This window comes from Ensifer adhaerens (genome assembly GCF_000697965.2).
Taxonomy (GTDB): domain Bacteria; phylum Pseudomonadota; class Alphaproteobacteria; order Rhizobiales; family Rhizobiaceae; genus Ensifer; species Ensifer adhaerens.
Genome location: NZ_CP015880.1, coordinates 1,127,178 through 1,148,310, shown reverse-complemented (window position 1 = coordinate 1,148,310; position 21,133 = coordinate 1,127,178). Strand labels below are relative to the sequence as shown.

Sequence of the window (21,133 nt, the reverse complement as noted above, 5' to 3'; positions counted from 1 at the left end):
ATTACTTGACGTCAACCTTGGCGCCAGCGTCTTCGAGCTTCTTCTTGAGGTCAGCAGCTTCAGCCTTGGAAACTGCTTCCTTAACCGGCTTCGGAGCGCCTTCGACCAGGTCCTTGGCTTCCTTGAGGCCGAGGCCGGTGATGCCGCGAACTTCCTTGATGACGTTGATCTTGTTGGCGCCAGCGTCAACGAGGATAACGTCAAACTCGGTCTTTTCTTCTTCAGCAGCAGCCGGAGCAGCAGCGCCGCCAGCAGCAGCGACAGCTACCGGAGCAGCAGCCGAAACGCCCCACTTCTCTTCGAGCAGCTTGGAAAGCTCAGCAGCTTCCAGAACGGTCAGCGAGGAGAGGTCTTCAACGATCTTTGCGAGATCAGCCATTTTACTTTTCCTTTTGTTCGGTTCGAACTGGTTTTAAATACAACAGCGAAAATCCGCCTTAGGCGGCTTCGTCCTTCTTGGCATAGGCCGAGAACACGCGAGCAAGCTGGCTTGCCGGTGCCTGAACAACCGTTGCGACGCGGGTTGCCGGGGCATTGAGAAGGCCCAGCAGCTTTGCGCGCAGCTCGTCGAGCGAAGGCAGGGTCGCAAGCGACTTGACTGCTTCGGCGTTGAGCGTGGTCGTGCCCATGGCGCCACCGAGAACAACGAGCTTGTCGTTGGTCTTGGCGAAATCCATGACAACCTTAGGAGCCGTGATCGGGTCTTCGCTGTATGCGATCAGCGTCTGACCCTTGAAGAGATTGGTCATCCCTTCCGACTCGGTGCCCTGAAGAGCGATCTTGGCCAGGCGGTTTTTCGCGACTTTGACGGTGCCGCCAGCAGCGCGCATCTTCGAACGGAAGTCGTTCATCTGCGCAACTGTGACACCAGCATAGTGGGCCACGACAACCGAACCGGAAGCCTTGAAGACTTCGTTCAGCTCCGTGACGAATTCGCGTTTTTCCGCTCTTTCCACTGTCTGTCTCCAGTAGACAGGGTTGCAATAATGCAGCCCCATCGGGTTTGCCTTTGTCACCCGAGATCGAGCTCGATCCCTGATAACGCTTAAGGATCCTGTCCCTTGGCGTTCCCGGAAGAGCCGGGTCTGACACAAGGCAAGCGAGGTTCGAACCGAATTTCGACGCCTCCGGCGTCATGGCGAAATTCAGATCTTACCCGTCTCATGCAGGCCGAAGTGATTAAGGTATAACCACCCGCAATCTCGGACAGGAGTTCCGGATCGAAATCCGGATTTCCGGCCCCGAAGGGCCGGAAACTCTTTCCCGGGCCGAAGCCCGAAAATTCTTTAGGCGACGCTGAGCGTGGCCGGGTCGATCTTGAGGCCCGGGCCCATGGTCGACGAAATCGCGACGCGCTTGACGTAGTTGCCCTTGGCGCCGGTCGGCTTTGCCTTGATCACGGCGTCAGCGAAAGCACGGATGTTTTCTTCCAGTGCCTTGGCGTCGAAGGACGCCTTGCCGATGCCAGCGTGAACGATACCGGCCTTCTCGACGCGGAACTCAACGGCGCCGCCCTTGGAAGCCTTGACGGCACCAGCGACATCCATCGTAACCGTGCCAACCTTCGGGTTCGGCATCATGCCACGCGGGCCGAGAACCTTACCGAGGCGACCGACGAGCGGCATCATGTCCGGGGTGGCGATGCAGCGATCGAAATCGATCTTGCCGCCCTGGACGATTTCGACAAGCTCTTCTGCGCCAACGACGTCAGCACCAGCAGCCTTGGCTTCGTCAGCCTTGGCGCCACGTGCGAAAACGGCGACGCGAACCGAGCGGCCGGTGCCGTTCGGCAGGTTGACAACGCCGCGGACCATCTGGTCAGCGTGGCGCGGGTCAACGCCGAGGTTCATCGCAACTTCGACGGTTTCGTCGAACTTGGCAGTTGCGCGTTCCTTGACCATCGAGACGGCTTCGGTAAGACCGTAGATCTTCGTCGGGTCAACGCCCTCGCGGGACTTCTGTACTCGCTTTGCAATCTTCGCCATGGTCTTAGCCTACCACTTCCAGGCCCATAGCGCGGGCAGAGCCCTCGATCATGGCCATTGCGCCTTCGATATCGGCGGCATTGAGATCCTTCATCTTGGCTTCGGCGATCGACTTGATCTGAGCCTTGGTGAGCTTGCCAGCCGAACCGCCCTTGCCGGGGGTCTTCGAGCCGGACTGGATCTTTGCTTCCTTCTTCAGGAAGTAGCTGACCGGCGGCTGCTTCATGACGAAGGTGAAGGACTTGTCCTGGTAATAGGTGATGACGACCGGGATCGGCATACCCTTTTCCATTTCCTGCGTGGCGGCATTGAACGCCTTGCAGAATTCCATGATGTTAATGCCACGCTGACCGAGCGCAGGACCGATCGGCGGAGACGGATTGGCCGCCCCAGCCTTCACCTGCAGCTTGAGCTGGCCTGCAACTTTCTTAGCCATTTCTCTCTGCCTTTCTAAAATCCCCTCGCGACGGATCGCTCCAAGGACCTGTTATGCCAGTTACCCGGCTCTTGCCGACCTCGATGGCCGGCGGCTGCGGTTGCGTGGTACGGAACATCCGACCCGGCTAAGGCCGGCATCCTTCCACGCGCATGCGGATTTCTCCGCCAGAATGGGCCTAAACCCACCCTATCCTTTTAAGGCCTTATCAGACCTTCTCGACCTGACCGTATTCCAGCTCGACCGGGGTCGCGCGGCCGAAGATCGAAACTTCGACCTTGAGGCGCGAACGCTCTTCGTCGACATCCTGAACGACGCCGTTGAACGAGGCGAACGGACCGTCGGAAACGCGAACCTGCTCGCCGATCTCGAACGAGACCGAAGGCTTCGGACGCTCGACACCATCCTGGACCTGACCGAGGATGCGCTCGGCTTCATGGTCCGGAATCGGAACCGGCTTGCTGTCGGTACCGAGGAAACCGGTTACCTTCGGCGTGTTCTTGATGAGATGGAAAGCCTCATCCGTCAGGTTGGCGCGAACCAGAACGTAGCCCGGGAAGAACTTGCGCTCGGCGTCAACCTTGCGGCCGCGACGCACTTCGACAACCTTCTCGGTCGGCACGAGAATCTTCTCGAACAGGTGCTCGAGACCCTTCTGCTTGGCCTTTTCCTCGATCGATTCAGCGACCTTCTTTTCGAAGTTCGAATAGGCGTGAACAATGTACCAGCGCGCAGCCATACTAGCCTCCACCCAATCAAGCGCCAACGTTGAGGATGAGGCCGATCGCCCAACCCATCAACTGGTCCGCAGCAAAGAAGAAGGCAGCGGCAAAAAAGACCATGACAAAGACCATCAGCGTCGAGATCATCGTCTCGCGCCGAGAGGGCCAGGTCACTTTCGACGTTTCAGAGCGAACCTGCTGCAGAAACGTTACCGGATTCGTTTTGGATGCCATGTAATGCTCACGCCATTACGGCGCGTAAAGCCGATGATTCAGCCCCACGCACCGCGTGTCTGTTTGGACCCTACATAAAGACCGATTCTAAAAACCACAAGAGCCAATCAGTCTTTTCTGTGAATTTCGTCGACCGGCTAACCGATCCTTAAACTTACTCTGCCGAACCCTCAGCTCTTATGCAAGCCTGGAGAGAATGGCAGGGGCAGAGGGGCTCGAACCCCCGACCTGCGGTTTTGGAGACCGCCGCTCTACCAACTGAGCTATACCCCTATTCGGCTGCGTGCCCGTTCAACAACGTCTCGCCGCCTCAAGTCAGCGGCTTCATATTCAGTTTGCCGGAGGATGACAAGCACCTTTCAACGCCGATCCGAAAAAATCCGCATTCAATCGCATCTATCCCCTGCCCTGCCGGCCGGAGTGCCCCACAAAGAAAGGCAAGTCATTGCCTCGCCACTCAGAAATGGTCGCGGCGCTGCGGGCATTCGCTATCCTGCCAGAAGCTCTCCTCACCGGAATCGATTCGCATGTCGCGCATCACGCTGGTCGAATATGATCCTCTCTGGCCGTCGCTCTTTGAGGCGCGGGCGCTTTCCATCACCGCCCTGCTCTCGCCTTTCGTCCGCGAGATCCACCACATCGGAAGCACGGCGATACCCGGACTGGCCGCGAAGCCGAAGATCGATATCGATGCGGTGGTAGCGGACGTAGCGGAGCTGCCGGGGCTCAGCGCTCGCCTCTGCAACGCAGGCTACACCTTTCACGGCGACCCGCACGCAAGCGGCCTGTGGACGTTTACTATGGCAACGCTTGCCTATGGCACGCGGCTCTATCTCTGTGGAGACGACAACGCCGCCCATGCGGCACGTCTAGTGCTCAGGGACCGGCTGCGTGACGCTCCCGAACTCGCCAGCCGCTACGAAGCCCTGAAGCGGCAACTCGCAGAGCAGGCCAATGGCGATTGGGATATCTACACCCACGGCAAGCGCGCCTTCATCGACGAAATCCTGGCGACAACCGAAACGAAAAAGGCCCCGCCGTTGCCGGCGGGGCCTCTCTACTGATCTGAAATCAGTCGATTACTCGACGATCGAGGCAACGATGCCTGCGCCGACGGTACGGCCGCCTTCGCGGATTGCGAAGCGCAGCTTTTCTTCCATCGCGATCGGAACGATCAGCTCAACGGCAACGGTGACGTTGTCGCCCGGCATAACCATTTCCGTGCCTTCCGGCAGCGTCACGATGCCCGTCACGTCCGTCGTGCGGAAGTAGAACTGCGGACGGTAGTTGGTGAAGAACGGCGTATGACGGCCGCCTTCTTCCTTCGTCAGGATGTAGGCTTCAGCCATGAACTTCTTGTGCGGCTTGACCGAACCCGGCTTGCACAGGATCTGGCCACGCTCAACGCCGTCACGGTTAACACCACGGATCAGCGCGCCGATGTTGTCGCCAGCCTGGCCCTGGTCGAGCAGCTTGCGGAACATTTCAACGCCCGTAACCGTCGTCTTCGACGTGTCGCGGATGCCGACGATTTCGACTTCTTCGCCGACCTTGACGATGCCGCGCTCAACGCGACCGGTCACAACCGTACCACGGCCCGAGATCGAGAACACGTCTTCGATCGGCATCAGGAACGGCTGGTCGATCGGACGCTCAGGCGTCGGGATGTAGGCGTCAACAGCTGCCATCAGCTCGCGGATCGCGTCTTCGCCGATCTTCTTGTCCGAATCTTCCAGAGCAGCAAGAGCCGAGCCCTTGATGATCGGAATGTCGTCGCCCGGGAATTCGTAGGACGACAGAAGTTCGCGAACTTCCAGCTCGACGAGCTCGAGAAGCTCGGCGTCGTCAACCTGGTCGACCTTGTTGAGGAACACGACGATTGCCGGAACGCCAACCTGACGAGCGAGCAGGATGTGCTCGCGGGTCTGCGGCATCGGGCCGTCAGCAGCCGAGCAAACCAGGATCGCGCCGTCCATCTGCGCTGCACCGGTGATCATGTTCTTGACGTAGTCGGCGTGGCCGGGGCAGTCAACGTGAGCGTAGTGACGGTTCGGCGTCTCATACTCAACGTGCGCCGTCGAAATCGTGATACCACGGGCCTTTTCTTCCGGAGCAGCGTCGATCTGGTCGTACGCCTTGAACTCGCCGAAGTACTTCGTGATCGCTGCGGTCAGCGACGTCTTGCCATGGTCAACGTGGCCAATCGTGCCAATGTTAACGTGCGGCTTGTTGCGCTCAAATTTGCTCTTTGCCATGGGTACGTTTCCTGTGGTCAAGTATGAATAATGATCAGCCGGCAGGGCCGGTTTGTGGAGCCGTTTAAGGGTTTCAGGGGATTTGCGCAAGACTTAATTGCGCGCGCCCGGGCCGGCCGCCGCTGGCCTTTTCCTGCCGATATATAAGAAGCGCGCGACGCCGCTACAAGATTCAGTGCTATCGAGCTACGAATCGCAGCCGCAGTAAAACATTCAAACGCTTAGCGATGAACGTTGACTTGATACATTAATTCGAAAAGAAGGAGGAAGCCGCTATTGGAGCGGGTAGCGGGAATCGAACCCGCGTATTCAGCTTGGAAGGCTGCTGCTCTACCATTGAGCTATACCCGCGGGCCTTCGATCCAGAAGCAGAATGGTGGAGGGAGTTGGATTTGAACCAACGTAGGCTGAGCCAACGGATTTACAGTCCGTCCCCTTTAACCACTCGGGCATCCCTCCATTATTCTGTCGGGATCTTTCGACCAAGCATTTGAGATCGTGAGACAACCAGCGACTTGGCCGTGCCGCTCTCGATCTGTGGCCGGGTATATGACTGCCCCGTTTCGTCCTGTCAACACGGGTCAGCGGAAAATTTCCGATTTTCTCCACAGCCGTAAAAAAGGACCCGACGCTGAAAACCGTTTCGCCCCGCGTGCAACCTCTCTATAAGACGCCAATGAGCAAAGATCGCACCGGCGACAAGAGCGCCAAGGACACCCATTACGCCAACCTTCGGCGCGCGCATCGCGACGCCAAGCGGGAACGTGGCGAAATCCCCACGCCAAGAGAGGACAAGCGCCGCAAGGCGCCGGCCGACTGGAGGCCGCAGCCGCTCTCGCCCGAGCAAGTTCTACTCTATGGCCTGCACACGGTTCGCGCGGCGCTGGACAATCCGGCTCGCGAGGTCATCCGTCTCAGCGTTACGCCGAACGCGGCCGCCCGTCTGGAACTCGGCGAGCTTTCGGCCCTGCCCTTCCCGGTCGAAACGGTGACGCCGCAGGATCTCGACAAGATTCTCGGTCCCGACGCGATCCACCAGGGCGTGATGCTCGAGACCCGCCCGCTGCCGCATCGCCGGCTCGAGGCTCTGCGCGACTGCCCGCTGATTCTGGTGCTCGACCAGGTGACCGATCCGCACAATGTCGGCGCCATCATGCGCTCGGCCGTCGCCTTCGATGCCGGCGCGCTGATCACCACCATGCGCCACAGCCCGACCGAATCGGGCGTGCTCGCCAAATCGGCCTCCGGCGCGCTTGAGATGATCCCCTATATCCAGATCACCAACCTTGGCGATGCCATCGAGGAACTGCATCGGCTGGGCTTCCAGACGATCGGACTTGATTCGGAAGGGCCGCAGCCGCTGGAAGGGACATTCAGCGGCGAAAAGATCGCCCTCGTTCTCGGCTCCGAGGGCAAGGGGCTTAGGCAGAAGACCCGCTCGATCGTCAACGATCTTGCCCGGCTCGACATGCCCGGCGCGATAAAGTCGCTGAACGTATCGAACGCAGCGGCGATCGCGATGTATGCGGCGCGCCAGCATCTGAAGCGCTGACATCGCCAGGCGTTCCGGGCCGCCTCACCGCAAAGCGCGGCGGTCCTCCGCAGCTCACAGACAACGGCGCCAAAGCCGAGGCGGTAACGCGAAATAGCGCCTGTGGAAATTTCCGCTCCGGTGGGATCGCGGAGCGCTGCGCCGTGCAGTTTCGAAAAAGATCGGAATGAGGACGGCAAGCCGCTCTTCCGCGTCAGAAACGGATCGATTGCCCCGCAAGGCTACCCGGTGTGCTCATGCCGGCCGTAGGGCAGCCTTCACGCAGTTTCTTCCAGGTCGTGACGTTGAGGTTCATCTCGCAGCGCGCGAGGTAGGCGTTGCCGTCGACACGCAGGCAAGCGACCTGCCCAAGTTCGTATTTGGAACCGTCTCGATTGCGGCAGGTGCAGCCATGATCCGGCGGCGCAGCAAGGGTCGCTTCGGCGGCGAGCAAAAAGGCCACCGCAGCGGTCATGCCCCAAAGGATCGTCCGCCCGTCCATCATGAGGGCATTATAAAGCAGATATCGATGTTCGAAAACGGACAATGCCGGCTGCTTGCGCAACCGGCACCGTCCGCACGTGGGGCATACGCCCCTCCCACCGGATCACCTCGGTGATCCGCTGAATTTGGTCTTAGCTCGCCAGGCGAAGCACGCTGCCTTCCGAGATGGTCTTTTCGGCCTCGGCGATCGCAAACTGCTTGCTGTCGGCGCTGAGGTTCAGGCCTTCGGCGCGCACGAATTCGACATCGGTGATGCCAAGGAAACCGAAGACCGTCTTCAGGTAAGATTCCTGGTGATCCATGACGGCCGCCGGGCCGGCGGAGTAGTGGCCGCCGCGGGTGGAGGCGACGATAATCTTCTTGCCCTTGGCGAGGCCTTCCGGACCATTCTCGGTGTAGCGGAAAGTCTTGCCGGAGACGGCGATGCGATCGATCCAGGCCTTCAGCTGGCTCGGAATGCCGAAGTTGTACATCGGAGCGCCGATGATGACGGTGTCGGCGGCGAGGAATTCTTCCAGCATGTCGCGGCCAAGCTTGACGTCGGCAGCGAGACCCGCGTCGACGCCTTCGAGGTCGGCCGGGGCCATGATCTGGGCGCCGGTCAGATGGGGCAGCGAGCTGGCAGCGAGGTCGCGATAGGTCACCTGCGCATCCGGGCGGTCAGCCTTGACCTGGGCGGCAAGGGCGGCCGTCAGACGGCGGGAAACCGAGTGGTCGCCGAGGATACCGGAGTCGATATGAAGAACGTTCATGGGAACACCTTTGTGTTTACGTTGCGGTGATCCACATATGAGGGGAAAACAATGGCCCGATAAGCCAGCGGATATTTGACATACTGTTTCCAGCCGGAAACAATCATACCCATCATCCGCACCTCGGAGACAGGACAATGCAGGATCTGAACGACCTCGGGCTTTTTGCCGCCGTCGTGCGAAACAACGGCTTCAGTGCTGCGGCACGGGACCTCAATATACCCAAATCCAAGCTCAGCAAACATGTGGCCCGCCTCGAGGAGCAGCTCGGTGTGCGGTTGCTGGAGCGCTCGACCCGCAAGCTGCGTGTCACCGATATCGGCCGGGTCTTCTATGAGCATTGCCAGAGCCTTCTCGACGGGGTGGCTGCCGCCGAAGCCGAGATCGCCGCCGTGCGCGCGGAGCCCTCGGGCACGGTGCGGCTCGCCTGCCCGCTCGGTTTCACCCCTATGCTTGCCGACATCCTGCCGGCGTTTCACCGCCGCTACCCCGGCGTCCGGCTGCTGATCACCGCCACCAACCGTCGCATCGATCTGATCGAGGAGCGGGTCGACGTGGCGCTGCGTGCCCGCGGGCAGCTCGATACGGACAACCAACTCATCATCCGCAAGTTCGGCGAGGTTCGCGAGCGGCTTGCAGCCAGCCCCACCTTCCTCGCCCGCGCCGGCGAGATCACGATCGAGAACCTCAGCCAGCAGGCGACGCTGTCGATGAACGAACAGCACCCGACCGATGTCTGGCGGCTGGTTTCGATCGATGGCAACACGACGGAAATCACCCATCGTCCGATCGTCGGCTGCAGCGATTTCCTGATTCTCGAACGCGCCGCGATCGAAGGCATGGGGGTCGCCCTCTTGCCTGACCATATCTGCGAGCGCGCTTTCCGCGCCGGCGTCCTTGCGCCGGTGCTGCCGGAATGGACGTCGAACGACGTCGTCGTGCACCTCGTCTTCCCGTCCCGCCAGGGCATGTTGCCGGCGACGCGGGCGCTGATCGACTATCTCGCCGAGAACCTGCTCAACGCCCTGCAGAAATGCCGCGAGGTTCCTGTGCGCATGGGGCCGTCCTTCGACATCTGATGCCGCACGGCGCGGCTTTTCCGATCAGCAGCGGCAGATCATCAGCACGTTGCCATCGGGATCGCGAATCGTGAACCATTGCTCGGACTGCACCGGCGTCACGATCTCGAGACGCACGGAGAGCGCCGGACTAAGCGATGCGGGAGCCGGTGATCGATCGAGCGTTGACCGCTTACTCCGACCAAGGCTCCGCATCTCATCGGCGGCAAAGCTCGCCGCCGTCTGCAAGCTCGGCAAAAGACTTGGCGCCGACGTCATATCGATAGGCGATCACCTCCACTGTGCAGGCGTTCGTCGATCGCGCGCAAGCCTCCATCGAAACGCAGAGAAGGCCTTTAGCACCCCAGACCTTCGCAGGGGGATTGTCATAGATGCCTTCGTAGATCGTCTGCGTCCGCTTACCGCCATCACGCCACTCAACCACGATCTCCGAACGAAAGTGGTCATAACCGATGTTGCTGTATCCCACGGAATAGCGGACCGCCCCCAAACCGGAAACTTGGGTCGCGCTCGAACTCATCTCAGTCCAATCGGATCCCTCCTGCGCGTTGGCAGGGCTCCAGACGACAAACCCACAAAGCAGAACGACCGCCCATCTGACCGGCGCCAGTGCCGCGGGGTTGGTAAGGCTGCTTTTGGCGGCAGCCGAAAGAACGTGTTCGATGACCAAGACCTTTCCAAGAGAGCCAGCTGACGAATGCTCGTCCTCCGTTCATCGGCGCTGGAGAAACAATCGGCGGTGGCCGAAACCACTGATTCCCTATATTTCAGGAGGATGAGAACTCTTGGAAGACTGATCATCTCCGCCGTCCTGGCGTTCCTTGTCAGCCTTATCGTCGCGGGGCTGTTCCTACCCGTCTACGGCATATTCGAGGGCGGGCCGTACAACTGCCTGAAGGATGGCATTGCGGTATGCATCGCCGGCATACCGCTGAGCGCGCTGATCTATGGGCCGCTATTTTCGATTGCCGGCGTTCTGATCGGCACACCAGTGTTCATGGCCATCTTTGCGATGCGTGACTAACTGCTCGCTTTGCGCCGACGGTGTACCCGCGGCAACACGCCGAACCTGAAATTCCGGCTCGAATAGCCGCCAAAAATTCGGAAAAAACAATGGGGAAGAAATGAAGTGGTGCCCCCAGAGAGACTCGAACTCCCGACCTACTGATTACAAATCAGCCGCTCTACCAACTGAGCTATAAGGGCACTTGCTTTGGTGGGAGTTACCATAATCTGATGTGGTGTAAAGCAAAATTGCGAATTCTCCCAATTTTTCAGATGCGTTCGGTTCCGGGCCATGCCAGAAACGATAGAGAGAGATTGCCGCTGGCGGCGCATAACATATCGAGCGGACTAGAGTTTCATGGCCCGAACGTTCACTTCCCTAGCCTTTCTCGCCTCGTCCGCGGAAGAGGCACAAAAGGCTGCGGCTGATCTCAAGGCGATCTATGGCGACCATGATCCGTCGAAGGCCGATGTGATCGTCGCGCTTGGCGGCGACGGCTTCATGCTGCAGACGCTGCATCAGACCATGAACAGCGGCAAGCTGGTCTACGGCATGAACCGTGGCTCGGTCGGGTTCCTGATGAACCGCTACAGCACGGAGAACCTGACGGACCGAATCTGCCAGGCAGTCGAGAACGCGTTTCATCCGCTGGAGATGCAGACGACCGACGTCTATGGCGAGAGCTTCACGGCACTTGCGATCAACGAGGTCTACCTTTTCCGCCAGTCCTACCAGGCGGCGAAGCTCCGCGTCCTGATCGATGGCAAGACAAGGCTGGAGGAGTTGACCTGCGACGGCCTGCTGGTCGCCACCCCTGCCGGCTCCACCGCCTACAATCTCTCCGCCCACGGGCCGATCCTGCCGCTCGAGGCCCCGCTTCTGGCGATGACCCCGGTCAGTGCCTTCCGCCCGCGCCGCTGGCGTGGCGCGCTTCTGCCGAACCATGTCACAGTCGAGATCGAAATCCTTGAGGCCGACAAGCGGCCGGTAAACGCGGTGGCCGACCATCAGGAAGTGAAGTCCGTGGTCAAGGTGAAGATCGCCGAATCGGAAAACATGACGGCGCGCATCCTCTCGGATCCCGATCATTCCTGGTCGGATCGCATCCTCGCCGAGCAGTTTTCGAACTGAGCGCACGTTCTCCGCGCGACCTATGGTATCATTCTGCCGGCTAGGTTTCCGCCGGCCCGCAGTAAACGGCAACCGAGCCGCCGCCTTAAGGACGACGACCCAATGCACAGATCCGCCCTCCTCGCGCTGTTCCTGTTTCTCAGCAGTGCCGGCGCCAAGGCTCAGGATGCCAACATCGTTCCGCCTGAGGCGACCTTCGTGACCAGCACCGGCTACTGGGAGGAAAGCGGAGAGCCGCTTTCATCCCTCGATCCGAACGCGGCCGCCGAAAAGCCGGGCGACGCCCGGCGTGGTTACTACAAGCTGATCGCGCTTCGCCAGGCGGATGGAACCGCCCAGATCCATCTGCAGCAGGTGGCAGCGACCTCGGCCGGCCCTCTGGTGATTTCGTCGGCGGAACTCGAAGAATTCTCCGCGCTCAAGGCCTACGTCACCGACATCCGCCCGGAGACCTCGACCGGTGTCACCGCGCAGCCCGGCATGTTTGCGACCGTCTATCTGAAGACGGACCCGTCGGTGAGAGAGCCTGAGAGCTGGACCGTGCTCATCGACGATCTCGGCGACATCAAGATCGAGCGTGCCTCCAACTGAGCAAAAGAAAGGGCCGGATGCGAACACCCGGCCCTCTTCAATTGCACTGGTGCAGACCGCTGTCTGCCTTAGTTCAGATCATCCACGACGGCATCCGCGCCGCCGCTGACGCGGTGCGCAAGGGCGGCCTCCATGAACTCGTTGAGTTCACCGTCGAGAACGTCGCCCGGTGCCGTGCTTTCAACGCCGGTGCGCATGTCCTTGACCAGCTGATAGGGCTGCAGAACGTAGGAGCGGATCTGGTGGCCCCAGCCGATGTCGGTCTTCGACGCGGCTTCGGCGTTGGCGGCCTCTTCCCGCTTCTTCAGTTCGGCCTCGTAGAGGCGCGCACGCAACATGTCCCAGGCCTTCGCCCGGTTCTTGTGCTGCGAACGTTCCTGCTGGCACTGCACGACGATGCCCGACGGGATGTGCGTGATGCGCACGGCCGAGTCGGTCGTGTTGACGTGCTGACCGCCGGCGCCCGACGAGCGGTAGGTGTCGATACGGCAATCGCTCTCGTTGATGTCGATCTGGATCGAATCATCAACGACCGGGTAGACCCAGATCGAGGAGAACGAGGTGTGGCGGCGCGCGTTGCTGTCGTAGGGCGAGATGCGAACCAGGCGGTGCACGCCCGATTCGGTCTTCAGCCAGCCATAGGCATTGTGGCCCTTGACGAGGAGCGTCGCGGACTTGATGCCGGCCTCTTCGCCGTCCTGGATTTCCAGAAGCTCGACCTTGTACCCCTGGCGCTCGGACCAGCGGGTGTACATGCGCAAAAGCATGTTGGCCCAGTCCTGGCTTTCGGTACCGCCGGCACCCGAATGCACTTCGAGATAGGTATCGTTCTGATCCGCCTCGCCCGAGAGCATGGCTTCGACCTGCTTCTTCGCCGCTTCGTTTCTGAGATCCCGCAACGCCTGTTCGGCGTCGGCGATGATGGCGGCGTCGCCCTCTTCCTCGCCGAGTTCGATGAGTTCGATGTTGTCATTGAGCTGCTGCTCGAAACGGCGCAGGCCATTGATGCCGTCATCGAGTTGCTGGCGCTCGCGCATCAGCTTCTGCGCTTCCGAAGCGTCGTTCCAAAGCGCCGGATCTTCCGCTTTGTTGTTCAACCAGTCCAGTCGTCTTACCGCCTGATCCCAGTCAAAGATGCCTCCTCAGCAGGCTTATGGCCTGCTTGATTTCGTCGACAATGTTCTCGATTTCGCTGCGCATGATCCTGCTTCTTGTGAACCGATAGGAAAGTGAGCGTCAAATAGCGATGCCCACCGCTGATGTAAAGGCGGCGGGCATCGCGTGAAGGGGATAAGGACTAGAACAGGCCGTTGGAACCGGAGGTCACTGCCTGGTTCGCCTGCGGCGAGTTCTTGAGGATCTCTTCTGGCGGCACGTACTGGTCAAGACCGCCGATGACCGAGAAGGTGTCGGCCGGGCCGGTGCCGGGCTTGAAGGCCTCGATGATCGTGTCCGGCTCACCCTCTTGGGCGGCCATGCCGGTCTTGCGGTTGACGGCGACCATGCTCATGCCTTCGGGCACGACGAACTTGCTCGGGCGCGTGCCCTTCACCGCTTCTGTCATGAAGTCGTTGAAGATCGGCACGGCGAGGCTGCCGCCGGTCGCGCCGCGGCCAAGCGGGGCCGGGTTGTCGAAGCCGAGATAGAGGCCTGCAACCATGTCCGGCGTGTAGCCGACGAACCAGGCGTCCTTTTCGTCATTGGTGGTACCGGTCTTGCCGGCAACCGGACGATCGAGCTTGATCTTGCCGGCAGCCGTGCCGCGCAGCACCACGCCCTCCATCATCGACGTGATCTGGTAGGAGGTCATCGGATCGAGAACCTGCTCGCGGTTGTCGGTGAGAACCGGTTCTTCCTGGCTCTGCCAATCGCCGGCGTTGCAGTTGTCGCAGGTGCGGTCTTCGTGACGGAAGATCGTCTTGCCGTAGCGGTCCTGAATTCGGTCGATCAGCGACGGCTTGATCTGCTTGCCGCCGTTGGCGAGCACGGAATAGGCCGAAACCATGCGCAGGACGGTGGTTTCGCCCGAGCCTAGCGACATTGCGAGCAGCGGCGGCATCTTGTCGTAGATACCGAAGCGCTCGGCATATTCGGCAACGAGGTTCATGCCCATGTCGTTGGCGAGGCGAACGGTCATCAGGTTACGCGACTTCTCGATGCCGAGACGCAGCGTCGACGGACCGGCCGAGCCGCCGCCGTAGTTTTCCGGGCGCCAGACCTGGCCACCAGCGACGATCTCGATCGGCGCGTCGAGAATGACCGATGCAGGCGTATAACCGTTGTCGAGGGCGGCCGCGTAGACGAAGGGCTTGAACGACGAACCCGGCTGGCGCATCGCTTGCGTCGCGCGGTTGAATTCCGACTGGCCATAGGAGAAGCCGCCGACCATCGCCAGAACGCGGCCGGTCTGCGGGTCCATGGCGACGAGGCCACCCTGCACCTTCGGCGGCTGGCGCAGGCGATACTCGCCCTTCTCCGGCAGCGGCTCGACATAGATGACGTCGCCGGCGCCGAAGACGCCTTCAGGCGATTTCGCCGACTTGCGGTCGCCGCTGGCGGAACGGTAGGCCCACTGCATGTTCTTGGCGGAGATATGCCCGGTGACACGCTCGGCGACGATCTTGCCCGAGGCTTCCTTCTCCGGCTGAATGCCGATCTCGGCGCCCTGTCCATCGACGGAGAGAACGACGGCAAGCTTCCACTCCGGCACGTCGTTGAAGGCAACGACAGCGCCCAGCGGCTCGCCCCAATCGCCGCCGATTTCGATCGACTTGACCGGGCCGTGGAAGCCGCGACGCTCGTCGTAGCTGAGCAGACCCGCCTGCAGCGCCTTGCGCGCGGCGATCTGCAGCCGCGGATCGAGCGAGGTGCGAACCGACAGGCCGCCTTCATAGAGGGCGTTATCGCCGTATTTCTGGATGATCTGCCGGCGGACTTCCTCGGCGAAGAAGTCGGAGGCGAAGAGATGCGCCCCGCCGCGACGCGGGTTGACGCCGAGCGGCTGCTTCTTGGCTTCTTCGCCATCGGCCTTGGTGACGTAGCCGTTCTCGACCATGCGGTCGATTACCCAGTTGCGGCGCTCAAGCGCCGCTTCGGTCTTGCGGAACGGATGATAGTTGGCCGGGCCCTTCGGAAGGGCTGCGAGATAGGCGGTCTCGGCAATGGTAAGCTCAGTCACAGACTTATCGAAATAGGTCAGCGCCGCACCGGCTATGCCGTAGGAATTCAGGCCGAAGAAGATCTCGTTGAGATAGAGTTCGAGAATGCGGTCCTTGGTGTAGGCCTGCTCGATGCGGAAGGAGAGGATTGCTTCCTTGACCTTGCGGTCGATCGTCTGGTCTGACGAGAGCAGGAAGTTCTTGGCCACCTGCTGCGTGATCGTCGAGGCGCCGACCGGACGACGGCCGGAGCCGAAGTTCTGCAGGTTCACCGCGATGGCGCGCGCAAGACCGGTGATGTCAACGCCCGGGTGCTGATAGAAATTCTTGTCTTCAGCCGAGATGAAGGCCGCCTTGACGCGATCCGGGATGGCCTGGATCGGCAGATAGAGACGCCGCTCACGGGCATACTCCGCCATCAGCGCGCCGTTGCCGGCGTGGAAGCGCGTGGTCACCGGCGGCGAATACTTCGCCAGAACCTCGTAATCCGGCAGGTCCTTGGTGACGACACCAAGATAGAGCGCCACGGCCCCGGCCACACCCAGCAGCAGAAACGCGCCAATCCCGAAGAAATATCCAATCAGCCTGATCATCAGTCAGATACCGGTACCTTAATTATCGTCCAATTGCCGAACCGCCCGACTGACAGTCCATGCTCTGTCCTGCCGGCTTCTATACAGCGGGCCGACCAAACTCTTTCACGAGAAATCGTCTGGCGTCGCAACGCCCCACCTAGCCCGGCTCCTCATATGGCGGGGAACTCCGGGCTTCAACTCGTTTCTCAACAAATCCGGGCGCAATTCCGGTTAGGTCCCGGATTGTGCGTAAAATAGGGCTGTTATGCGATAATCCCGTGCGCATCCCGTTGAAAAGCATAGCGCTGTTACCGGGGCGACACAAATCACTTCGTTCCCGGGCCTGCCTTCAAGCGTCAGCCGCCGCTGGCGATGGCCTGCTCGCGGTATCGCTGAACAGCGACCGCAAGACGCTCTGAAACCTTCTTGCGCCACTCCGGATCCAGCAGCAGTTTTTCGTCCTCCTTGTTCGACAGGAAGCCCAGTTCAAGCAGGATCGAGGGCACGTCCGGCGCCTGCAGCACGCGGAAGCCGGCAAAACGGTGCGGATTGTTGATGAGATTGATCTGGCCCTCGAAGGACGTAACGACGGCGCGCGCCATGTTGACCGAGAAGGCCTGCGTCTCGCGGCGCGTCAGATCGATCAGGATGTCGGCCACTTCCGCCGGCTCGCTCTGAAGCGGCACGCCGGCGATTTCGTCGGACAAATTTTCGCGGGCGGCAAGACTTGCGGCCAGATGGTCGGAGGCCTTGTCGGAGATGGTATAGACCGTCGCGCCGCGGATGTCCTTCTGGCGCAGCGCGTCCGCATGAAGCGAAATGAAGAGATGGGCGCCCTTGTTGCGGGCGATCTGTACGCGCTGGGGAAGCGAGAGGAAGACGTCCTTGTCGCGGGTGAGGAAAGCCTCGATCCCGGCGCCCTTGTTCAGGGCCTCGACGAGATCTTTCGCGAAGGCGAGCGTTACATGCTTCTCCTCCGTCTTCGTTTCGCCGGCGAGCGCACCGGTATCGATGCCTCCATGGCCCGCATCGATCGCGATGATGAACGGCCCGCCTTCCCTCGTGGGAGCGACGGCAACCGGCCTGTCGGTCTTGGCGGCGGCGACCGATCCGGTCCACTGCTGTTCACCGAGAAGCGCATCGAAGCGCGCCTGGTCGACGCGCTCGGCATCGAGCACGAGCCGGTAGCCCTTGCCCCCCTCTTCCGCGACGACTTCCGCATGGGTTACCGCCACGGGGCCTTTCGCCGAAAGAACGATGCGGGAGTTGCCCGCCCCCATGCCGCCGTAGCGGATCGCATCGAAGAGGCCGCGCGGTTCAAGGCTGTCCGCCTTGAGGCCAAAGGCCGTTTCCGGCAGGTCGACCACGACGCGAACAGGATCGGCTACGTAGTGCAGGGAGAATTCCGGTTTGCGATCGAACTCGACGACGACGCGCGTGCGTGCATCGTCGCCGGCGATCCGCGCAGCAAAGGCGAGCAAAGGCCCCGGCTCGGCGGCAACAGCCGCCGGCACGTTCAAAAGAAGACCGCCGGCAAGCAGCGATGCTCCGAGCAGAAGCCTGCCCGTGCGCGACATCAACGACAACAGCGAACCACGCATACAAACCGCCAAAGGCCTCACCTCGGGCTCTCCACCACTTTCTCAGAAAACCAAACAGCAGCCGACGCACGGCTGCTGGACGCACAGGTTGATCAATGAACCCTTATGGTTAACCAATGCTTGACAATGATCATCTTCCCCGGCCCGCCGGGACAATCGATTTACCGTTTATCGACCTACTCCACGTGGACAAGCGAATCGATCATTATTGTGGCGGCACGGGCTTTTCCCTTGCCAATGTGACATAGAAAACATAAAAGCGTCACAAGGAGAAAGTGTTGACGGGATAGAACAGTCGACCGGGCAGCCGGAGCTTCTCCAAAGCTTGGCGCCAGGGTGCGGTCGAACCGGATTGACCGGTTAACTTATCGCAATTCCGCGGTCGCAAGTGTTCATCCGCCGTCGCTGCATTTCCTCCCCGTACACTGGATCGCAAATTTCCGGCGGTGGCCGGAGTTCTTGATGGTGATTTTTCACCGACGCCCGCAAGCGGGCGCATTCATCGGGTCTTCATGAGACCTTGGACATTGGCATTCTTGTTTGGTCATTGATGTTGACTCAGCAGTATCGGTCAGAAGTAGCGCGGCCCCGGGACACACATGTTCCGGCTGTCGTCTGGCTGCTGCACCATCGCCTGCGCCAAACAGGAACTTTCATATCCGGCGCACCTTCCGACGTGTTTGGCAGTCTTCCTAAGGAAGCAGGTCTGTCTCCCGTTCCGCTGGCGCGCCGAGGAGCACAGCTTAGATGGCAGAGAAAATGCTTATCGATGCGTCTCATTCAGAAGAGACGCGCGTCGTTGTCGTTCGCGGGAACCGCATAGAAGAGTTCGACTTCGAGTCGGAACATAAGAAGCAGATCCGCGGCAATATCTATCTGGCGAAGGTCACCCGGGTGGAGCCCTCGCTCCAGGCCGCCTTCGTCGACTACGGCGGCAACCGCCACGGATTCCTGGCTTTCGCCGAAATCCATCCCGACTACTACCAGATCCCGCTCGCCGATCGTCAGGCGCTCTTGAAGGCCGAAGCCGAAGAAGCGCGGCGTGACGACGACATCGAGCATGTCGAGACCGCCCCTGCCCCGGCAAGCGAACTTTCCGTTCCCGTAGACCTCGAAGTCGTCGCGGAAACTGAAGCCGAGCCGGTCGCAGCCGTCGCTGACGCCGCACCGGTCGTCGAAGAGGAAGCGCCGGCCGAAAAGCCGAAGGCGAAGCCGAAGCGCACCCGCAAGACCAAGGCCAAGGCCGCTGAAGAAGCGGCTGCTGCATCGACCGACGGCGACGAGAGCAATGGCGGCGAAATGGCTGCCATGGTCGATACCGACGCCATTTCCGAGGATGTCGACAGCCGCCGTCGCCATGACGATGACGATGATGACGACGACAGTCACGACGGCGAAAAGGAAATCATCGAATCCGTCGGCGCCGAAGACGCCATGGAAGAAGTTCCGGATCGCCAGGTTCGCAAGCCGCGCAAGCAGTACCGCATCCAGGAAGTCATCAAGCGCCGCCAGATCCTGCTGGTTCAGGTCGCCAAGGAAGAGCGCGGCAACAAGGGCGCGGCACTGACGACCTACCTGTCGCTCGCCGGTCGCTACTCGGTGCTTATGCCGAACACCGCACGTGGCGGCGGCATCTCCCGCAAGATCACCAATCTGCAGGACCGCAAGCGCCTGAAGGAAATCGCCCGCGGCCTCGAAGTGCCGCAGGGCATGGGCGTGATCCTGCGCACCGCCGGTGCCAACCGCACCAAGGTCGAGATCAAGCGCGACTTCGAGTATCTGATGCGCCTGTGGGAAAACGTCCGCACGCTGACGCTGAATTCCACGGCCCCCTGCCTCGTCTATGAAGAAGGCAGCCTGATCAAGCGCTCGATCCGCGACCTCTACAACAAGGACATCAGCGAGATCATCGTTTCCGGTGAGGAAGGCTACAAGGAAGCCAAGGGCTTCATGAAGATGCTGATGCCCAGCCACGCCAAGGTGGTTCAGCCTTACCGTGACGTGCATCCGATCTTCTCGCGCTCCGGCATCGAAGCGCAGCTCGACCGCATGCTGCAGCCGCAGGTAACGCTGAAGTCCGGTGGCTACATCATCATCAACCAGACCGAAGCCCTGGTTTCGATCGACGTCAACTCCGGCCGTTCGACGCGCGAGCACTCGATCGAAGACACCGCTCTCCAGACGAACCTGGAAGCGGCGGAAGAAGTGGCACGCCAGCTCCGCCTGCGCGACCTTGCCGGCCTCGTCGTCATCGACTTCATCGACATGGAAGAAAAGCGGAACAACCGCTCGGTCGAGAAGCGTCTGAAGGATTGCCTGAAGAACGATCGCGCCCGCATCCAGGTCGGCCGCATCTCGCATTTCGGCCTGCTCGAAATGTCGCGCCAACGCATTCGCGCCTCGGTGCTCGAATCGACGATGCAGACCTGCCCGCACTGCAACGGAACGGGTCACGTCCGCTCGCAGTCTTCGGTTGCACTGCACGTCTTGCGCGGCATCGAGGAACACCTGCTGAAGAACACGACGCACGACATCACCGTGCGCACCATCCCGGATATCGCGCTCTACCTGCTCAATCAGAAGCGCGGCACGATCATGGACTACGAAGCCCGCTTCGGCGTTTCGATCATCATCGAGGCTGATGCCCATGTCGGCGCACAGCACTTCGCGATCGATCGTGGCGAGCCGGTCGAAAACCCGGTCAAGATCGAACAACTGCTGCACTTCGAGCCGGAAGAGGAAGAAGACGACGTCGTGATCGAAGAGGATCTCGACGAGGAAGAAGCAGAAGAAATTGCCGGCGAACAGCGGCAGGAACAGCCGAAGGCTGCTGCTCAGTCCGACGATCAGAACGGACGCAAGCGCAAGCGCCGTCGCCGCCGGCGCGGCAAGGGCGGCCAGCAGGCCGAAGGCAGCGCTCTCCAGGTCTCCGAATCGGCAGGCGATGCCGACGACGGTTCCGATGAGGACGAAGGCGATGACGAGGGCGTCGATGCAGACGCCGCGACCGCCGATGGCGATCAGAAGCGCAAGCGCCGCCGCCGCGGCAAGCGTGGCGGCCGCCGCAACCGTCCGGAAGGCGAAGGTGAAGGCGAAGGCCAGCTTGAAGCCGGTGCCGATGCGGAAGCCGGCGACGACGGCGCAGAAGAAGCCGAAACCGTAGAGGCACCTGCCGCTGCGGCCGAGGTCGAAGTGGCTGTCGCTGTTGAGGAAACGGCTGTGGTTGCCGAAGAAGCCGAGGTGGCGGACGTAAAGCCTGCCAAGCCGAAGCGCACCCGCAAGAAGGCCGTCAAGGCTGAAGAACCGGCAGTAAGCGTCGACGAAGTTGCCCAGGCAGCCATCGAAGACCAGCCTGCGGTTGCCGACCCGGCCGTCGAAGCGGTGGAAGAGGCTGCGGCCGACCTTGCCGAAACCAAGCCTGTGCGTGCGAACCGCGACCTCTCGAAAATCGCTTCCGAACCGGTGGTGACGTCGAGCGCGACGAAGCCCGAAGAGGAAGAGCCGGGCAAGCCCAAAAAGGGCGGCTGGTGGCAGCGCCGCGGCTTCTTCTAAGAGGCCGCGCGGCCAGCGCCA

Annotated in this window: 20 protein-coding genes and 4 tRNA genes; 7 read left to right on the top strand and 17 right to left on the bottom strand. The window is 61.0% G+C overall.

Annotation, left to right across the window (positions count from 1 at the left end):
* Nucleotide 1 precedes the first annotated feature (1 nt).
* The 7 genes from rplL to FA04_RS05430 form a co-directional block, all read right to left on the bottom strand.
* On the bottom strand, nt 2-379 hold the full coding sequence (gene rplL, locus FA04_RS05460; protein ID WP_034795489.1) for a 50S ribosomal protein L7/L12: 378 nt from the start codon (nt 377-379) through the stop codon (nt 2-4).
* 58 nt (nt 380-437) lie between these two features.
* Nucleotides 438-956 carry a 50S ribosomal protein L10 gene (gene rplJ, locus FA04_RS05455; RefSeq protein WP_034795485.1) on the bottom strand — a complete coding sequence of 173 codons (519 nt, stop codon included), beginning with the start codon at nt 954-956 and terminating at the stop codon, nt 438-440.
* A gap of 330 nt (nt 957-1,286) precedes the next feature.
* The gene (gene rplA, locus FA04_RS05450; protein ID WP_034795482.1) at nt 1,287-1,985 is read right to left on the bottom strand and encodes a 50S ribosomal protein L1; all 699 of its coding nucleotides are present in this window, start codon (nt 1,983-1,985) and stop codon (nt 1,287-1,289) included.
* A gap of 4 nt (nt 1,986-1,989) precedes the next feature.
* Nucleotides 1,990-2,421, bottom strand: coding sequence for a 50S ribosomal protein L11 (gene rplK / locus FA04_RS05445; RefSeq protein WP_034795479.1), 432 nt, complete (start codon nt 2,419-2,421; stop codon nt 1,990-1,992).
* Nucleotides 2,422-2,629: 208 nt separating this feature from the next.
* Nucleotides 2,630-3,160, bottom strand: coding sequence for a transcription termination/antitermination protein NusG (gene nusG / locus FA04_RS05440; protein WP_034795476.1), 531 nt, complete (start codon nt 3,158-3,160; stop codon nt 2,630-2,632).
* A 16-nt stretch (nt 3,161-3,176) separates the two neighbouring features.
* Nucleotides 3,177-3,377 (bottom strand): preprotein translocase subunit SecE, encoded by a 201-nt coding sequence (secE, locus tag FA04_RS05435; RefSeq protein WP_034795473.1) that lies wholly within the window; start codon nt 3,375-3,377, stop codon nt 3,177-3,179.
* Between the two features lie 197 nt (nt 3,378-3,574).
* Nucleotides 3,575-3,650: transfer RNA gene (locus FA04_RS05430), tRNA-Trp, on the bottom strand.
* Between the two features lie 254 nt (nt 3,651-3,904).
* On the opposite strand from FA04_RS05430, the gene FA04_RS05425 reads away from it, so the two are divergent.
* The gene (locus tag FA04_RS05425; RefSeq protein WP_034795470.1) at nt 3,905-4,441 is read left to right on the top strand and encodes a GrpB family protein; all 537 of its coding nucleotides are present in this window, start codon (nt 3,905-3,907) and stop codon (nt 4,439-4,441) included.
* Nucleotides 4,442-4,456: 15 nt separating this feature from the next.
* Here the strand turns inward: FA04_RS05425 and tuf are convergent, their stop codons facing one another.
* From tuf to FA04_RS05410, 3 genes are all read right to left on the bottom strand, one after another.
* The gene (tuf, locus tag FA04_RS05420; protein ID WP_034795467.1) at nt 4,457-5,632 is read right to left on the bottom strand and encodes an elongation factor Tu; all 1,176 of its coding nucleotides are present in this window, start codon (nt 5,630-5,632) and stop codon (nt 4,457-4,459) included.
* Between the two features lie 277 nt (nt 5,633-5,909).
* Nucleotides 5,910-5,983, bottom strand: a tRNA-Gly gene (locus tag FA04_RS05415).
* 23 nt (nt 5,984-6,006) lie between these two features.
* A tRNA-Tyr gene (locus FA04_RS05410) sits at nt 6,007-6,091 on the bottom strand.
* Between the two features lie 217 nt (nt 6,092-6,308).
* Between FA04_RS05410 and FA04_RS05405 the strand changes: the two genes are divergently transcribed.
* Nucleotides 6,309-7,184: a TrmH family RNA methyltransferase gene (locus FA04_RS05405; protein WP_034795465.1), complete on the top strand. Its 876-nt coding sequence runs from the start codon at nt 6,309-6,311 to the stop codon at nt 7,182-7,184.
* Nucleotides 7,185-7,377: 193 nt separating this feature from the next.
* Here the strand turns inward: FA04_RS05405 and FA04_RS05400 are convergent, their stop codons facing one another.
* Nucleotides 7,378-7,638 carry a hypothetical protein gene (locus tag FA04_RS05400; RefSeq protein ID WP_234824438.1) on the bottom strand — a complete coding sequence of 87 codons (261 nt, stop codon included), beginning with the start codon at nt 7,636-7,638 and terminating at the stop codon, nt 7,378-7,380.
* Nucleotides 7,639-7,798: 160 nt separating this feature from the next.
* A complete protein-coding gene (locus FA04_RS05395) occupies nt 7,799-8,419 on the bottom strand; it encodes an FMN-dependent NADH-azoreductase (protein ID WP_034795463.1) in 621 nt (206 codons plus the stop codon).
* 137 nt (nt 8,420-8,556) lie between these two features.
* Between FA04_RS05395 and FA04_RS05390 the strand changes: the two genes are divergently transcribed.
* On the top strand, nt 8,557-9,498 hold the full coding sequence (locus tag FA04_RS05390) for a LysR family transcriptional regulator (RefSeq protein ID WP_034795460.1): 942 nt from the start codon (nt 8,557-8,559) through the stop codon (nt 9,496-9,498).
* 196 nt (nt 9,499-9,694) lie between these two features.
* Here the strand turns inward: FA04_RS05390 and FA04_RS05385 are convergent, their stop codons facing one another.
* On the bottom strand, nt 9,695-10,168 hold the full coding sequence (locus FA04_RS05385) for a hypothetical protein (protein ID WP_200949989.1): 474 nt from the start codon (nt 10,166-10,168) through the stop codon (nt 9,695-9,697).
* A gap of 27 nt (nt 10,169-10,195) precedes the next feature.
* Here FA04_RS05385 and FA04_RS05380 point away from each other — a divergent pair, with 27 nt between their 5' ends.
* The gene (locus FA04_RS05380) at nt 10,196-10,522 is read left to right on the top strand and encodes a hypothetical protein (protein WP_200949988.1); all 327 of its coding nucleotides are present in this window, start codon (nt 10,196-10,198) and stop codon (nt 10,520-10,522) included.
* 106 nt (nt 10,523-10,628) lie between these two features.
* On the opposite strand, the gene FA04_RS05375 is transcribed toward FA04_RS05380, so the two are convergent.
* Nucleotides 10,629-10,704 (bottom strand) — tRNA-Thr (locus FA04_RS05375).
* A gap of 157 nt (nt 10,705-10,861) precedes the next feature.
* Between FA04_RS05375 and FA04_RS05370 the strand changes: the two genes are divergently transcribed.
* Complete coding sequence (locus FA04_RS05370) at nt 10,862-11,635, top strand: NAD kinase (RefSeq protein ID WP_034795458.1); 774 nt, start codon at nt 10,862-10,864, stop codon at nt 11,633-11,635.
* 102 nt (nt 11,636-11,737) lie between these two features.
* Nucleotides 11,738-12,226, top strand: coding sequence for a hypothetical protein (locus tag FA04_RS05365; RefSeq protein ID WP_034795456.1), 489 nt, complete (start codon nt 11,738-11,740; stop codon nt 12,224-12,226).
* A gap of 68 nt (nt 12,227-12,294) precedes the next feature.
* On the opposite strand, the gene prfB is transcribed toward FA04_RS05365, so the two are convergent.
* From prfB to FA04_RS05350, 3 genes are all read right to left on the bottom strand, one after another.
* Nucleotides 12,295-13,426, bottom strand: a protein-coding gene (prfB, locus tag FA04_RS05360) for a peptide chain release factor 2 (RefSeq protein ID WP_110818441.1) whose coding sequence is annotated in 2 segments (ribosomal slippage) — nt 12,295-13,356 and nt 13,358-13,426 — 1,131 coding nt in all. Because the reading frame shifts where the segments join, the coding sequence is not laid out codon by codon here.
* Nucleotides 13,427-13,523: 97 nt separating this feature from the next.
* Nucleotides 13,524-15,977 carry a penicillin-binding protein 1A gene (locus FA04_RS05355; protein WP_034795452.1) on the bottom strand — a complete coding sequence of 818 codons (2,454 nt, stop codon included), beginning with the start codon at nt 15,975-15,977 and terminating at the stop codon, nt 13,524-13,526.
* Between the two features lie 338 nt (nt 15,978-16,315).
* Nucleotides 16,316-17,536 (bottom strand): N-acetylmuramoyl-L-alanine amidase, encoded by a 1,221-nt coding sequence (locus FA04_RS05350; RefSeq protein ID WP_051659335.1) that lies wholly within the window; start codon nt 17,534-17,536, stop codon nt 16,316-16,318.
* Nucleotides 17,537-18,307: 771 nt separating this feature from the next.
* Here FA04_RS05350 and FA04_RS05345 point away from each other — a divergent pair.
* On the top strand, nt 18,308-21,112 hold the full coding sequence (locus tag FA04_RS05345) for an Rne/Rng family ribonuclease (RefSeq protein ID WP_034795450.1): 2,805 nt from the start codon (nt 18,308-18,310) through the stop codon (nt 21,110-21,112).
* The last annotated feature ends 21 nt before the right edge of the window (nt 21,113-21,133 follow it).

Bases quoted from the DNA above. Each gene is read 5' to 3' on its own strand.
- secE (WP_034795473.1), bottom strand. From the start codon at position 3,377: ATGGCATCCAAAACGAATCCGGTAACGTTTCTGCAGCAGGTTCGCTCT.
- rplK (WP_034795479.1), bottom strand. From the start codon at position 2,421: ATGGCTAAGAAAGTTGCAGGCCAGCTCAAGCTGCAGGTGAAGGCTGGG.
- FA04_RS05390 (WP_034795460.1), top strand. From the start codon at position 8,557: ATGCAGGATCTGAACGACCTCGGGCTTTTTGCCGCCGTCGTGCGAAAC.
- rplL (WP_034795489.1), bottom strand. From the start codon at position 379: ATGGCTGATCTCGCAAAGATCGTTGAAGACCTCTCCTCGCTGACCGTT.
- FA04_RS05380 (WP_200949988.1), top strand. From the start codon at position 10,196: ATGCTCGTCCTCCGTTCATCGGCGCTGGAGAAACAATCGGCGGTGGCC.
- FA04_RS05395 (WP_034795463.1), bottom strand. From the start codon at position 8,419: ATGAACGTTCTTCATATCGACTCCGGTATCCTCGGCGACCACTCGGTT.
- FA04_RS05400 (WP_234824438.1), bottom strand. From the start codon at position 7,638: ATGACCGCTGCGGTGGCCTTTTTGCTCGCCGCCGAAGCGACCCTTGCT.
- rplA (WP_034795482.1), bottom strand. From the start codon at position 1,985: ATGGCGAAGATTGCAAAGCGAGTACAGAAGTCCCGCGAGGGCGTTGAC.
- nusG (WP_034795476.1), bottom strand. From the start codon at position 3,160: ATGGCTGCGCGCTGGTACATTGTTCACGCCTATTCGAACTTCGAAAAG.
- FA04_RS05370 (WP_034795458.1), top strand. From the start codon at position 10,862: ATGGCCCGAACGTTCACTTCCCTAGCCTTTCTCGCCTCGTCCGCGGAA.
- FA04_RS05355 (WP_034795452.1), bottom strand. From the start codon at position 15,977: ATGATCAGGCTGATTGGATATTTCTTCGGGATTGGCGCGTTTCTGCTG.
- FA04_RS05365 (WP_034795456.1), top strand. From the start codon at position 11,738: ATGCACAGATCCGCCCTCCTCGCGCTGTTCCTGTTTCTCAGCAGTGCC.
- tuf (WP_034795467.1), bottom strand. From the start codon at position 5,632: ATGGCAAAGAGCAAATTTGAGCGCAACAAGCCGCACGTTAACATTGGC.
- FA04_RS05405 (WP_034795465.1), top strand. From the start codon at position 6,309: ATGAGCAAAGATCGCACCGGCGACAAGAGCGCCAAGGACACCCATTAC.
- FA04_RS05425 (WP_034795470.1), top strand. From the start codon at position 3,905: ATGTCGCGCATCACGCTGGTCGAATATGATCCTCTCTGGCCGTCGCTC.
- FA04_RS05345 (WP_034795450.1), top strand. From the start codon at position 18,308: ATGGCAGAGAAAATGCTTATCGATGCGTCTCATTCAGAAGAGACGCGC.
- FA04_RS05350 (WP_051659335.1), bottom strand. From the start codon at position 17,536: ATGTCGCGCACGGGCAGGCTTCTGCTCGGAGCATCGCTGCTTGCCGGC.